The 14090-nt window shown below is 64.5% G+C and carries 9 protein-coding genes and 1 tRNA gene; 8 read left to right on the forward strand and 2 right to left on the reverse strand.

Annotation, left to right across the window (positions count from 1 at the left end):
- The first annotated feature begins 7 nt into the window (after positions 1–7).
- Complete coding sequence (locus tag K3A84_RS08845; RefSeq protein ID WP_225008982.1) at positions 8–514, forward strand: L,D-transpeptidase family protein; 507 nt, start codon at positions 8–10, stop codon at positions 512–514.
- A 47-nt stretch (positions 515–561) separates the two neighbouring features.
- Positions 562–1596, forward strand: a complete 1035-nt coding sequence (locus tag K3A84_RS08850; protein ID WP_263626235.1) for a helix-turn-helix domain-containing protein — start codon at positions 562–564, stop codon at positions 1594–1596.
- Positions 1597–1756: 160 nt separating this feature from the next.
- Here K3A84_RS08850 and K3A84_RS08855 read toward each other — a convergent pair.
- A tRNA-Val gene (locus K3A84_RS08855) sits at positions 1757–1832 on the reverse strand.
- A 554-nt stretch (positions 1833–2386) separates the two neighbouring features.
- On the opposite strand from K3A84_RS08855, the gene K3A84_RS08860 reads away from it, so the two are divergent.
- From K3A84_RS08860 to K3A84_RS08875, 4 genes are read left to right on the forward strand one after another with little or no spacing between them, the layout of a single operon-like run.
- On the forward strand, positions 2387–5146 hold the full coding sequence (locus tag K3A84_RS08860; protein ID WP_225008984.1) for a type I restriction endonuclease subunit R: 2760 nt from the start codon (positions 2387–2389) through the stop codon (positions 5144–5146).
- A complete protein-coding gene (locus K3A84_RS08865; RefSeq protein ID WP_225008985.1) occupies positions 5143–6489 on the forward strand; it encodes a restriction endonuclease subunit S in 1347 nt (448 codons plus the stop codon). The genes K3A84_RS08860 and K3A84_RS08865 overlap by 4 nt, the downstream gene beginning before the upstream one ends.
- Positions 6490–6535: 46 nt before the next feature.
- Positions 6536–8263: a DUF262 domain-containing protein gene (locus tag K3A84_RS08870; RefSeq protein WP_225008986.1), complete on the forward strand. Its 1728-nt coding sequence runs from the start codon at positions 6536–6538 to the stop codon at positions 8261–8263.
- The gene (locus K3A84_RS08875; protein ID WP_225008987.1) at positions 8253–9701 is read left to right on the forward strand and encodes a type I restriction-modification system subunit M; all 1449 of its coding nucleotides are present in this window, start codon (positions 8253–8255) and stop codon (positions 9699–9701) included. Before K3A84_RS08870 ends, K3A84_RS08875 begins: the two co-directional genes overlap by 11 nt.
- Before the next feature lie 120 nt (positions 9702–9821).
- On the opposite strand, the gene K3A84_RS08880 is transcribed toward K3A84_RS08875, so the two are convergent.
- Complete coding sequence (locus K3A84_RS08880) at positions 9822–11003, reverse strand: abortive infection family protein (RefSeq protein WP_225008988.1); 1182 nt, start codon at positions 11001–11003, stop codon at positions 9822–9824.
- A gap of 376 nt (positions 11004–11379) precedes the next feature.
- Here K3A84_RS08880 and K3A84_RS08885 point away from each other — a divergent pair, with 376 nt between their 5' ends.
- Together K3A84_RS08885 and K3A84_RS08890 are read left to right on the forward strand one after the other, a co-directional pair.
- Positions 11380–12453, forward strand: a complete 1074-nt coding sequence (locus K3A84_RS08885; RefSeq protein WP_225008989.1) for a nucleoid-associated protein — start codon at positions 11380–11382, stop codon at positions 12451–12453.
- On the forward strand, positions 12425–13822 hold the full coding sequence (locus tag K3A84_RS08890; protein WP_225008990.1) for a hypothetical protein: 1398 nt from the start codon (positions 12425–12427) through the stop codon (positions 13820–13822). Before K3A84_RS08885 ends, K3A84_RS08890 begins: the two co-directional genes overlap by 29 nt.
- Positions 13823–14090: the final 268 nt, after the last annotated feature.

Consider the following 14090-nt stretch of genomic DNA (forward strand, 5'->3'; position numbering starts at 1 on the left):
GGCCCGCGTGCGCCGCCGCCTGATCCTGACGGGATGGGTGGCGGCGCTGCTGGCTGCGGGCACGGCGCGCGCTGCCGATCCCGTAGAGCTTCCCACTGCAGCCTCGGTGCTGGTGGAGAAGGCGGCGCGACGGCTGACGTTGTTCGATGCCTCGGGCGCGCCGCTGCGCGTCTTTACCGGGATCGCGCTGGGCGGCGCGCCGACCGGGGCGAAGCGGTACGAAGGGGACCGCCGCACGCCCGAGGGGCGATACGTAGTCGACTACGGCAACGAGGACAGCGCCTATCACCTGTCGCTGCACATCTCCTACCCCGATTCGAACGACCGCGCGCTGGCGCAGGCGGCGGGACGCAGTCCGGGCGGACTGATATTCCTCCACGGTCAACCTAATGGATACGGAATGACCCGTATTCCCGGCGACTGGACCGATGGCTGTGTCGCGCTAAGTAACGAAGAAATAGAGGAAATATGGGGAATGGTAGCCGATGGGACGCCCATCGAGATCCGACCTTGATCCAAAATAGAGGTATCGCCGATTGAACCGGCGCCCCTGTTCCCGTGATGTTCGCTCAGGAGAAATACGCAGGGGACAGCGTTCATGGGACAGACGGCCGCGCCGTTCGAATATCGCCCTTCCGGATCGGCGGACGGGGGGCAGGCCTTGGCGCGCTGGCGGTGTCGATCTTCGCCGATCGCGGCTATGTCCGCGCCGAAATGGCGGAGGATGCCGCCGCTGCAGGCCTGCGGGTGGCGCAGTCGGGCGAACTGGAGCGGTTGCTGGGCGAAGGGGCCACCCCTGCGGGCAACCTCGTGTTGGTCGATTGCCCCGTGGCCGAGGTTGCGCAACTGGCGGCGCTGGCGCGGCTGGATATCGACGCGGCGCGTACCGGGTCGCATCTGGTGGTTTCCACCAGCATCGGGTCGCTCGACGACGTGTTCGGCTGCCTCGACCAGTCGGACGCGCAGATCCTTGTCACGCCGAGCCGTGCGGAACGGGTGATCGCGCTGGGCCGGGTGATGGCGCGTGCGGGCCATCGCGTGCGCGAACTGTCGGAGGAGGATCGGCTGTCGCTGCTGCGGCTGACCGATCAGGTGACGCAGATCGCGCAGAAGCTGGAATCACTATCGGCCGGTCGCAACGTCGCCTCGGCAGAGACGTCGGCGTTCCGGTTCGGCGAGGCCGAGGGCGCGGAGGCGGGGCATGTCGACCAGGGCGACCGGCTGGTGCGCCCGCCGCGCCCGCCGCTGCCCGATCCGCGCCTCGTGCGCCGGATCATCCGCCATCGCCAGGCGCGCGCGCGGTTCCTGCCGCCCGACCTGTTCGCGGATCCGGCGTGGGACATGCTGCTCGATCTCACCGCCGCGCGCGAGGAGCATGTGCGCGTTTCGGTCACGTCGCTGTGCATCGCTTCGGGCGTTCCGCCGACCACCGCGCTGCGCTGGATCGGGCAGATGACCGACGCGGGCCTGTTGCAGCGCCTAGACGATGAGACCGACCGCCGCCGCGCCTTCATCACGCTGACGGAAAAGGCGGCGGACGCGATCGCCCGCTACTTCGCGGAGGTGGGCGCACCAGCAGCGGCGGCGCTGGTGTAAAGCGGCCAGGCACCTGCGCTTGAAGGGGGGCAGGCTGGCGTCGGCGTACCGCGAGGCGCGCGGAGCGGTGTGCTGACCATCTGCGGACCATGGCGGCAGGCAGGCGCTGTCGACGTTGGCCGGTCGCGGCGCGGAAATCATGGATTTTTCGTGGAAATCCTGGTGGGCGGTGACGGGCTCGAACCGCCGACCCTCTCGGTGTAAACGAGATGCTCTACCAACTGAGCTAACCGCCCCTGCCCGGGAAGGGGCGCTATTGCGCGGTTTTTGGGGTTAGTCAATGCCGGCGGAGTGGCAGTAAGAGGCACCGAAGGACGTGGAATTGCATCCCCCGATGCAGAGAGTCCCACAAATGTCCCACATCAAAAAGCCAGGTGATCGCGCGGCACACGCTTTGATTTCGGACCTTTCAATTTCCTCCGTTGCATTTGGCGACCGATCAGCGTGCCGGGCCGATATGCACCAAGTGATCCGATCCACCGCCGTTGGTCGGCCGCGCTTTGCTTGGCCTAGTGCGCTGCGAGAGACACTCTGGTCGAGTAGCGCGTCATGCATGCCTGATCTGCGTCGGGAGGCTTGGCCGCCTGCTTGATCGGTCTTCAAAGGGCTCAATCCCGTGGGCGGGGGGGGGCGGGGCGAGCAACGGCGGCTGCACCCACTCGATGTGCTACACCTCAACAGCAGCACGTAGCCCCATTGCCTCGCGCCGCGATCGTCGGCATATCTCGCGCGTCCGCGCTGACGGGATACTTGTCGCCGGCGTTTCCTTTCAAGTCCGTGGGGACAGCCAGTGCCAGCACCGGAAGAATTAGCGCGCCAGACGATTGACACGCTGCTGTCTGCCGCCGGCTGGGTATTGCAGGATCGTGACGCCTTCGACCGCACCGCGTCTCTGGGGGTGGCGATGCGAGAGTTCCCGCTCACCTCGGGATACTGTGACTATCTTCTCTTCGTTGACGGCAAGGCGGCTGGTGTCATCGAGGCCAAGCCCACCGGGGTCACGCTCAGCGGCGTTGCCGAGCAGTCCGACAAATACATCGTCGCCGTGCCTTCGCACCTAGCCCGCTGGGACGACATCCTTGTCTATGGCTTCGAGAGCACGGGCGACGAGACGTTCTTTCGCAACCTGCGCGATCCCAAGCCGCGCTCGCGGCGCCTGTTCGCGTTCCACCGCCCTGAAACGCTGCGTGAGTGGCTCCAGCAGTCCAAGACCCTGCGCGCCCGCTTGCGCGAGATGCCGCCGCTGGACGAGACTGGCCTGCGTGATTGCCAGGTCGAGGCGATCAAGGGCCTTGAGCAGTCTCTTGCCGAGGACCGCCCCCGCGCGCTGATCCAGCTCGCCACCGGCGCGGGCAAGACCTTCACCGCGTGTTCGTTCTCCTACCGGCTGATCAAGGAGGCAGGCGCCAAGCGCATCCTGTTCCTGGTCGACCGCAACAACCTCGGCGACCAGACGCTGAAGGAGTTCCAGAACTTCCACCCGCCCGGCGCGGCCAACCGCTTCACCGACACCTATATCGTCCAGCACCTGCACTCGCACCGGCTCGATCCCGATGCCAAGGTTGTCATCACCACGATCCAGCGCCTCTACGCGATGCTGCGTGGCCGCGAACTGCCAGCCGAGGACGAAGAGGAGTCCGCGTTCGAGAAGTGGCAGGCCGATGCTGCCGACCAGCCGCCGATCGAATACAACCCCGACATCCCGATCGAGTCCTTCGATTTCATCGTCACCGACGAATGCCACCGCTCCATCTACGGTCTGTGGCGGCAGGTGCTGGAGTATTTCGACGCCTCGATCGTCGGCCTCACCGCCACGCCTTCGAAGCACACGCTGGGCTTCTTCAACCAGAACCTTGTCGCGGAATACCCTTACGAACGCTCCGTGGCCGATGGCGTGAACGTGGGTTACGAGGTCTATCGTATCCGCACCCGCGTCACCGAACAGGGCGGCACGGTGGAGGGCGATGCCGGGTTTCAGGTGCCCGTGCGCGACAAGCGCACCCGCAAGGTGCGGTATGAAAGCCTTGACGCCGACATGGACTACACGGGGCAGGATCTTGACCGCTCGGTCGTCAATCCGAACCAGATCCGCACGGTGTTGCAAACCTACCGCGACCGCGTGTTCACCGAGCTGTTCACCGACCGCAGTGGCGAATGGCTGCCCAAGACGCTGATCTTCGCCAAGGATGATGCCCACGCCGAGGAGATCGTCACGATCGCGCGCGAGGTGTTCGGCGAGGGCAACGACTTCGCCAAGAAGATCACCTACCGCAACACCAGCGAAGATCCCAAGTCGCTGATCAAGGCGTTCCGCGTCGATCCCTTCCCGCGCATCGCCGTCACGGTCGATATGATCGCCACCGGCACCGACATCAAGCCGGTCGAGGTGCTGATCTTCATGCGCGACGTGAAGTCGGAGGGCTATTACGAGCAGATGAAGGGCCGTGGGGTGCGCACCATCCCCGATGCGGACCTTCGCGCCGTGACGCCCGACGCCAAGACCAAGACGCGCTTCGTGCTGATCGACGCGGTGGGCGTGTCGGAGACGAAGAAGAACGTCAGCCAGCCGCTGGAGCGCAAGCGCACGGTCAGCTTCGACGCGCTGCTCGAACAGATCGCCATGGGGCGGCGCGACGAGGATGCGCTGTCCTCGCTCGCCGCGCGTCTTGCCGCGCTGGATCGCAAACTGGGCGATGAAGACCGCGCGCGCGTAGCCGCACTGACCGGCGGCCAGACCCCGCGCGATCTGGCCAACGCGCTGCTCGACGCGATCGACCCGGACAAGCAGCAGGCCGCGATTGAGGCCGCGCACGGCCCTACCGCCACGCCCGAGCAGGAAGCCGCAGTGATCGCCGGGCTGACCGACACGGCGTGCGCCGCGTTCGACAAGCCTGCGGTGCGCGGCGTGCTGAAGGACATCAAGGCCAAGACCGACGTCGTGATCGACGAAGTCACCACCGACGAGGTGCTGAGCGCCGGCTTTGACCTGAAGCGCGCCGAGGAAACCGTGACCAGCTTCAGGACGTTCATCGAGGACAACCGCGACGAGCTGACCGCCTTGCAGATCCTCTACAACCAGCCGGTCGGCAAGCAGCGGCTGACCTACGCCGCCATCCGCGAGCTGGTGCAGCGGCTGACCGACCCGCCGCTCTACCTCACCACGGCGAACGTCTGGCAGGCTTACAAGCGGCTCGATGCGGCCAAGGTGCGCGGCGCGCCTGTGGATGAACAGTTGACCGAGGTTGTCAGCCTCGTGCGTTTCGCGTTGGGGCAGGTCAGTAACCTGCGCCCCTTCGCGAGCGTGGTGGACTATCGTTTCAACTTGTGGCTGGGGCGCGAGAAGAAGGCGGGACGCGACTACACGGCCGAGCAGGAAGGCTGGCTGCGCGCCATCGCCGCCTTCATCGCCGCCAACGCCGAGATTGCGCCCGCAGACTTTCAGGAGGTTCCGAGCTTGGCCGACCAGGGTGGATTGCTGAAGGCGCGACCGCTGTTCGCGCCGCGCTTTGATGAGATGCTGGACGACTTGCAGACGGCGCTGGTTGCGTGAGCGACGAGTTGCCGGGCGGCTGGTGTCATTGCATCGTCGGCGATGTAGCCACGCTTCATCGAGGGGTCACGTATACCAAACCAGACGCGCGGAAGACCCATGCAACTGGGTTCTTACCGCTCATGCGGGCAAATAACATTGGCAACGAAATCAATTTCGATGACCTTGTATATGTCCCTCAGCGCCTCGTGTCCGAGGACCAAAGGCTGAAGGTCAACGACATCGTCATTGCGATGTCGAGTGGGAGCAAGAGTGTCGTTGGAAAGGCGGCTCAGCTTCGATCCCGCTTCGACGGAACCTTTGGGGCTTTCTGCGCGGTGGCAAGGCCAGACCCGGTAGTCGATGCACAGTTTCTCGGCTGGTTCTTGCAGACGAAAGAGTATCGCCAGCGAGTCTCGGATGATTCCAAGGGCTCGAACATCAACAATCTCAAGCGAGACGACATCCTCGGAGTGCCGTTCCGTCTCCCACCCCTCGCCGAGCAGGAGCGCATCGTCGAGAAGATCGAGACGCTGTTCGCCGAGATCGACAAGGGCGAAGAGGCGCTGCGCGCGGTGCGCAAGCTGCTGGCGCGCTATCGCCAGTCGGTGCTGAAAGCCGCCGTCACCGGCGCCCTCACAGGTCAGGACGGCTCCAAATGGCCTCTCACGCGCTTAGGCGATTTGCTCGAAGACATCCGCTACGGCACGGCGAAGAAGTGTCACCCGGACGCTGCCGGCACCGCAGTGCTGCGCATACCGAATGTGGTCGGCGGCAACATTGATTTGACCGATCTGAAGTTCACCGACCTGACGGATGGCGAACTCTCAAAGTTGGCGCTGCGAGTGGGCGACCTCCTTCTCGTTCGCTCAAACGGGAGCGCAAGTTTGGTCGGCCGAGGTTCGGTCGTCACATCAGACGCAGAAGGACTTGCCTACGCAGGCTACCTCATTCGGCTTCGAGTTGATCGTTCTCGCCTCCTCCCGTCTTTCCTGCATCTGGCGCTTTCTTCACCTGTGATCCGTGCATCAATCGAGCGGCAGGCCAAGTCGACAAGCGGGGTTCACAATCTCAACAGTGCTGAGGTGAAGGCGATCAGCTTCCAACTGCCGCCGCTCGACGAGCAGGAGGCGATTGTCCGAATGGTCGACGAAATGGAAGTTCGAACATTTCAGGCGGAAACTTGGTGTAGAGACGAGCTGCGCCGCTCGGCCGCCCTGCGCCAATCCATCCTCAAGGACGCCTTCGCGGGCAAGCTCGTGCCGCAGGACCCGGCCGACGAACCTGCCGCAGACCTCCTCGCCCGCATCCGCGCGTCGCAAGCCGCCGCGCCCACGCGCACCCGCAGGAAGGCCATGGCATGACCTGCGCCATCGCATTCCCATCCCGGCTCCCACATCGAGGCTGATCATGAACGACCCCCACGCGCTGCGCATCGAAGCGGCGCACAAGACCATCGGCGATGTGTTCTGCGATACCTATGCCTTTTCGATCCCGCCGTATCAGCGGCCCTATGCCTGGGAAAAGACCCAGGTGGAGGAACTGCTGAACGACCTGACCGAAGCGATGGAGCCGAACCCGCAGGCGGACGGGTTCTACTTCCTGGGCAGTGTGGTGCTGGTGAAAAGCCACGGGTCGCCCGAGGCCAAGGTGGTGGACGGACAGCAGCGCCTGACCACGCTGACCATCCTGTTCAGCGTGCTGCGCGATCTGACCGGGGACATGGCGGCGCGGCTCAATCGTGAACGGTATGTCAAGCAGGCGGCGAACGAGGATCTGGGCTTGCGCGAGAAGCTGCGGCTTCAGTTGCGTCAGCAGGACCAGCCCTTTTTTGAGCAATACGTGCAGACATCCGGCGCCACTGCCAGTTTGCCGGCCAAGTCCGGGCTGGAAGGCAGCAAGGCGCGGATCGTCGAGAACGCCGGGATCATCCGCAGCCGCCTTGAAGCGATGAGCGAAGAGCAGCGCAGCGCGTTCATCCGCTTCCTGCTGACCAACTGCTATCTGGTCGTGGTGGAAGTGCCGACCGACACCGCCGCGCGGCGCATCTTCACCGTGCTGAATGCGCGTGGTCTCGACCTGACGGCCACCGACATCCTCAAGGCCGACCTGCTGGAACGTGCAGGCCCTGCCGAACGCGCGCTGGCCCAGCGGTGGGAGGAGTGCGAGCGCGCGCTCGACCGCGATGGCTTCAGCGATCTCTTCATGCACATCCGCATGATCTTTGAACGCGAAAAACCGCGCAGCGCGCTGGAAGCCGGGTTCCCGGTTCACGTCCCCCCCTTCCGCGGCGATCCCGGCGCTTTCATGGTTCAGGTGCTGGAGCCTTATGCCGATGCGTTCGCGCTCAGCCTCGACGACAAACGGCTGCGCAATCTGTTCGGCGCGACGACGGCCGGGCTGATCCAGTCGCTGCACCGTCTGGACAACAAGGACTGGCTGCCGCCGCTGTTGTTCTGCCTGCGCCGTGCGGCAGACGACGTGACCGCCGATCTGCCCGATTTCGTGTTTCATCTCGAACGGCTCGCCTACTATCTCTTCGTCACGCGCGCGGATGTGAACACCCGCATGGCGCGTTATGCCGATGTGCTCGACACGCTGGACCCGATGACGACGCCGCGTGATCGCTCTGCCGGGCTGGCGCTGACGCAAGACGAAGCCTTTGCCCTGTTCGACGGGATGAACGGCCCGATCTACCTCGCCACCCGCGTGGTGAAGCCGCTGCTCCTGCGGCTTGAGCAGGCGTCGACCGACGGTTCGGCCACCTATGATTTCCCGACGATCACCGTGGAACACGTCTGCCCGCAGAACCCGGCGGAGGGGTCGGAGTGGAAGACGAATTTTCCCGACCCCGACGAGCACGCCGGGCTGGTGCACCGCATCGGCAACCTCGTCCTGCTTGCGCACCGCAAGAACGCGGCGGCCAGCAACTATGATTTCGAGGTCAAGAAGGGCACTTACTTCGCACACGGCGATACGTGCCCGTTCATCCTGACGAACGAGGTGCGGCTGCTGGCGACCTGGGACGCACAGCGCATTCGCGCCCGGCAGATCGAGATGCTCGGCCGCCTCGCCAAAGCCTGGCAACTGACCGACAGTTTCGTCACCTGGCAGAAGGTGCCCGCCGATGTCGAATGACCAACTCGTCGCCAAAGTCTGGAACTACGCGCATGTCCTGCGCGACCAGGGCATCTCGTATGGTGACTACGTTGAGCAGATCACCTTCCTGCTGTTCCTCAAGATGGATCAGGAGCGGGTCGAGCTGCTGGGCAAGGGCTCGTCGATCCCGGATGAATGGCGCTGGCCGATACTGGCGGGCAAGGACGGCGATGCACTGGAGCTGCACTACCGCCACACGCTGGAGGCGCTGGCCAAGGCCGACGGCCTGATCGGCACGATCTTCCGCAAGGCACAGAACAAGCTCTCAGACCCGGCCAAGCTCAAGCGCGTGGTCAGCCTGATCGACAAGGAAGGCCCGTGGATCGGCCACAGCGTCGATGTGAAGGGCGAGATCTACGAGGGGCTGCTCGAACGCAACGCTTCCGAGGTGAAGTCTGGCGCGGGGCAATACTTCACGCCGCGCCCGGTGATCGAAGCGATCGTGCGCTGCGTCGACCCGCAGATCGGCGAGACGGTGTGCGACCCGGCGTGCGGCACTGGCGGCTTCCTGCTCAGCGCCTATGACCACATGAAGGGCCAGAGCCAGGACCGCGAGAAGCTGCGCCACTTGCGCCACGATTCCCTGCGCGGGTTTGACATCGTCGACGAGGTCGTGCGGCTGTGCGCGATGAACCTCTATCTGCACGGCGTGGGCAACGAGAGCAGCCCGGTCGATCAGGCCGATACGCTGGCCGGCGACAATGGCGAACGCTTCGACGTGGTGATCGCCAACCCGCCGTTCGGCAAGAAGTCGAGCTACCGCGTCGTCGGCGAGGATGGCTCGGTCGAGACCGAGCGCGAGACCTACGAGCGCGAGGACTTCAAGTTCACCACCTCGAACAAGCAGCTCAACTTCCTCCAGCACATCATGACGATCCTGGAGACCCGTGGGCGTGCCGGGGTGGTCCTGCCCGACAACGTGCTGTTCGAAGCCAATCGCGCCGGAGAGGGCATCCGCAAGCGCCTGCTAGAGGGCTTCAACTTCCACACGCTGCTGCGCCTGCCCACGGGCATCTGGTATAGCCCCGGCGTGAAGGCGAACGTGCTGTTCTTCGACAAGCGCCCCGCCTCGCGTGAGGCGCAGACGCGCGAGCTGTGGGTCTATGATTACCGCACCAACGTCCACAAGACGCTGAAGACCAAGCGTCTGACCTCCACCGACCTCGACGATTTCGTCGCCTGCTACCACCAGCGCGAGGAGACCGAACGCTTCCGCCGGTTCAGCTACGAAGAGCTGGTGGCGCGCGACAAGCTCAACCTCGACATCTTCTGGCTGAAGGATGACAGCCTCGAAGACATCGACAGCCTGCCCGAACCCGACATCCTCGCGCAGGAGATCGTCGACAACCTCGCCGCTGCGCTGGAGCACTTCAAAGGCGTGAGCGAGGAACTGGCACCGGCTGACGTGGGGGACTGACGCGCAGGGTAGCCTTTTACGCCTCGAACGGTGGTGGCAATCGTTGGCAAAAGAATAACCCGATCCCGCATTTGCGGGTTCGGACTTAGCGTGCCAGAACGGTCGCAGGCTATCAGCCCGTCAGGCGGTTGCGGGATCCTCGGCTGTGGCGGCGCGGCGCGCCTCCCAGGTCGCGACGAGGAAGGTCGCCATAGATCCGGCAAGGTTGACGGCGAGCTCCGCGTGGCGTGCCGCAGGGCGTGCGCGCTTCGGTCCTCCGCCGTGCGCGTCGCCCAGCTTGTTGCGCAACGCCCCTAGCGACTCGACCACCGACTGGCAGTTGCCGAGGATCTGCTTGAACACCTGTTCGCTGTGATCGTCGGGCGCCAGCTTCAGCCCCTTCGACAGCTTGCGATAGAGCGCCGGTAGGTCTTCCTGATCCGCAGCCGGTATGGCGAGATCGTCAAGCAGCCATCGGCACACGTCCTCCAGCAGCGTGCGCGCCAGCGTGATCGCACCGGCGGGATCGTCGCTGCGTCGGTCGAGGGCGGCTGTCCACCGCGCATGGACCTGCTCGGGTTCGAAGTTGGCCAAAGTGTCTGATATCGCAGCGTCTGCGGGCGATCCGATCGCGGCTGCATTGACCGTGTAAACAGGACTGCCCGACATTCGACCACTTCGCGACAAGCGATAGCCGTCGTGCTGGAGGTGACGGTTGATCTTCTCGACCCGGTCCTTCTGACCGGCCTCGTCGATGGCCGTCGGATGCACGGAGGCTTCCAGAAAGCGGAAGAGGAGCGCGGTCGACGCGTCGAGCAGGCCGAGGCGCTCCAGCAGTTCTCGGTTGCTCCAGTCGTCGTTGCGGATCGTGTGCTGGATGATGTCGTCCTTCAGCGAGCGACGTCCCCAGACGTCGCCGTCGGAGGACGCCGCAGGCATGGCCGCGATTGGCCACAGCTGCTCGAGGAACTCCAGCTCGTCATATCCCGGACACAGCGGCTTTCCGTCGAAGACGTCGATGATGCGGCGGCGGGTCAGCACCGAAACCGCCGGTCTCCCCTCCTCGTTCACCTTCGCCACGATCTCGGCCAGCCAGAAGTCCCACTCCTGCCCCAGCAGGTCCTGCCCGATCTCGACGAGCCGTGCGGTCGGCTGCGAGAGCAGGCGCGAGTTCACGTAGCGCAACTTGCTCTGCATTGCCTCGTCACTGGTGCCGGCGGCAAGACCGAGCCGCGCGCAAACGGCCGGAACGTCATAGGCTTTGTTTGCCGCGACGATCTCGGCGATGCGCGTTCTGAGGTCGCGGACGCTGATGGTGCTCATATGGCGTAGCGTAATCATCGGCTCAAGGACTGCGAAATCCCTTACCGCCATAGCTGCCCTTGGGCATCAAAAATGTTTGCTTTATGTTCTAATCGGGCGGTGGCTGTGAACGGGAATTCGACGTCGAGGTGAGGACATAGACCAAGACCACAGGCCGCGCGCGACTGATCGTGCTATCTACGACGCCACGCTATCCAAGCGAGGCTTGGACCCCGGCCGGGTTCGATGAGGCCGCACGGGCCATCATCGGTAGGCCGTCGGCGCCCCGCAGCACGCTCGGGTTGAGCTAACCCGCGGCGATCCCCGTCCGGAATTGTTCAAGTGATGTCCTGGCGAGGATGTGGTGTCGCGATTGGCAAATACCAAATGCTGTTGCATGACCGCCGCCAAGGGGAATGCGATGCCGTTTCTAACTGACGCCGAACGTGACGACCTGCGTATCGACCGGATGATCTTCCATGTGGTCGGGCCCGATCTGGAGGAGCCGGTGCTGCTCGCCGAGTTCGACCCGCTGATCTTCACCGAGTTCTTCCTCAAGCGCATCAAGTCGGCGTTGGGCGGCAACGCCTACAAGTTCATGCATGACTCGCCGACCATGGCAACGCTGCGCGAGATCGGCGGCGATGATGCCGTCTTTGTGTCCGGTTCCGAGCGGCTCGCCGGAGCGTTCCAGCACGAGCACCGCAGGAACTCCATCGACGGAGTGTTCTTCCTCTTCCTGCTGAGCACGGTTGATGACCGCCGGCTGTTTGCGCTGGTCAAGTATGACAACGACCAGGTGCTGAAATACGACATCGCCGATCGCGACGGGCAGCGGCGTGCGATCCTAGAGGAATTTAGGCAGACCTTCTCGACCAAGCGCGAATCTTTGCAGAAGATCGCGCTGGTGCGGCTCGGCGAGGAGGACGGCGAGCTGATGGTGCGGGACCGTTCCCGGCCTGACGGCATATCCGAATATTTCGAGAAGTTTCTTCGGGTGCGTCGTGCGGCCACGCCGGCCGAGTTCACCAAGAAGGCCGAGCGGGTTTTCAAGGAAGTGTTCAGGCAGCACAGGGCGGATCTCGATCCCGACGTCGTGAAGGGCGGCGCCCGCCGCATCAACGAGCAGCTGCGCGCCACGCGTGAGTTCGGTCCCGAAACGCAGGGCCAGCTGTTCGATTCGATCTTTGGCATGCTTCCGGACGACTCCCCCGTCCGCAAGACGTTCAAGCGAAAGCTGACGGCGCAACGTCTGGACGAGGAGACCTTCAGGGTCGATCCGACCGCGATCCCCAAGCCGACACGCAAGCGGATCGAGACAATCGAGGGCATCCAGATCCTGTTCGACGAGGAGTTCAGAAACCGGATCGAGCGGCGGGAACTCGACACAGGAGATACCGAGATCCGGATCACGACCGCGCGTGTCACGGTGGACGACGACGATGCCCTTGGGCGTATCGGCGGCGCTTGACGCCTCGGGCGCCCTCGACGTCGGCGAAACTATCGGATCGCTGACGGTCGCAGGCACGCCCGACGAGGCCGCCCTGTCGGCGTGGCGGGAGGTCGCCCGCGAATGTGCTGGCTACGGCTGTCGGTTGACGTGCAGGGACGACCTGGGCGACGCCCACGACCTGCGGACCGCCGATCTGTCGGAACTCGCCGGCGAGCCGCTGCGCGTCACGCTCGAGATCGAGCAGTCGGCACACACCATTCGGGTGGCGACAAGCCAAGGGCTGCGCCGAGCGCTGAGCGCCGTCGACGCCTCGCCAAACGTGTCCGAAATCCGGTTGCTGGGCTTGGGCGTTCCGATCCCGACCCTTGGCGTGAACATCGTTCCTTGGCAGCCCAGCGACGGGGACGCCGTGCCGCGGTCCGCCTCGCCGTTTCCGTCGCCGCGGCGGTTCGCGCGAACCATCGCGGGTGACAGCCGGGCGCCGGCGGAGATCGGCAGTTGGCTGCTCAACGGAGAAGGCGATCGTGAGGACCAGCCGTATCTCGTGTGGCGCGCATTCGCAGCCGACGCCATCCGTCGATCCCTGGTGAGCGAAATCTACGACGTGGACAGCACCACGCGGATAGTGCTGGCCGGTTCGCCGACGCGTCGTCTCGACCTCGGCGATGGCGACGAGACCGTCGCGTCGTTCGCCGGTCTCCAGGAAGCGGCGCGCTGGCTATTTGTAGAAGGCCGCGATGTCGAACTGAGGCACACCTTGCTGGCAGGTGAGCTCGCGCGTGAATGGCGCGACGAGCAGCCGTTAGCGGCGGGTCTGCCGGGGCGCCTGCACGTCGCGCTGGAGAGCGCCGGTCTGGCGTATCGGGCCCATGTGCAGCAGAGCAGCCGCGAGACAATCAAGAGCCTTTCCGATTTGCGTAAGACGCTAGCCGAGGAGATTGGCAAGGTCACGCAGCAGACGCGGGATCTGAGCAGCGGCCTGTGGCGCGACGTGGCGGTGGCGATCGTGACCGTCGCGTTCCGGTTGTCGATGGACGCGACCAAGACGACGGCGACGCCGGTCTATTCGATTGTCCTGCTCCTGGTCGCCACCTACATCGCGGTCAGCCAGACTGTGACGGTGAAGAGCAGCCGTGCCTTCCTCAAGGTCGCCGCGGACGCGCGCGCGCAGTGGCGGCACAAAGGTTACGCGTATCTGTCCGATGCCGAGTTCGATGCGCTTGCAGGCAAGCCGTTGACGGATGCGCGGGTAATTTACGACCGCGTAGAACGGTCGGCGAACTGGATTGCGGGACTGGTCGCCAGTGGCTTGGTCGTCTTCGCGGCTTGGGAGGCCGGCGTGCTGACGGCGGCCTGGCGTGCTCTTTCCGCGTTCCCCTGCGGCTGAGCGCGATCGGGCCGATCGTTCGACTGCCAGGCACACAGTAAGCTGACGACGTCATCGTCCAGAGCGAGAATATTCCCGCTGCCTGAATGCTAGACTTCGATGGACGAGGGCCCGGTTGTCGGAACCCGCGGGAATAGCTTGATGTCGAGTGTCGGGCCTTAGCGATTCGACCACCAAGCTAAGCCAATGTCCGCTTCCCGCGATCCGACGTCGATATCTGCCAGTCCGCAACCGGTCCAATCTCCGTCAGTCTGCGGTGCAGGTCGAA

The organism is Novosphingobium percolationis, assembly GCF_020179425.1.
GTDB classification, from domain to species: domain Bacteria; phylum Pseudomonadota; class Alphaproteobacteria; order Sphingomonadales; family Sphingomonadaceae; genus Novosphingobium; species Novosphingobium percolationis.

Coding starts and splice junctions, on each gene's coding strand:
- K3A84_RS08890 (WP_225008990.1), top strand. CDS start 12,425: ATGCCCTTGGGCGTATCGGCGGCGCTTGACGCCTCGGGCGCCCTCGAC.
- K3A84_RS08880 (WP_225008988.1), bottom strand. CDS start 11,003: ATGAGCACCATCAGCGTCCGCGACCTCAGAACGCGCATCGCCGAGATC.
- K3A84_RS08870 (WP_225008986.1), top strand. CDS start 6,536: ATGAACGACCCCCACGCGCTGCGCATCGAAGCGGCGCACAAGACCATC.
- K3A84_RS08885 (WP_225008989.1), top strand. CDS start 11,380: ATGACCGCCGCCAAGGGGAATGCGATGCCGTTTCTAACTGACGCCGAA.
- K3A84_RS08850 (WP_263626235.1), top strand. CDS start 562: ATGTTCGCTCAGGAGAAATACGCAGGGGACAGCGTTCATGGGACAGAC.
- K3A84_RS08875 (WP_225008987.1), top strand. CDS start 8,253: ATGTCGAATGACCAACTCGTCGCCAAAGTCTGGAACTACGCGCATGTC.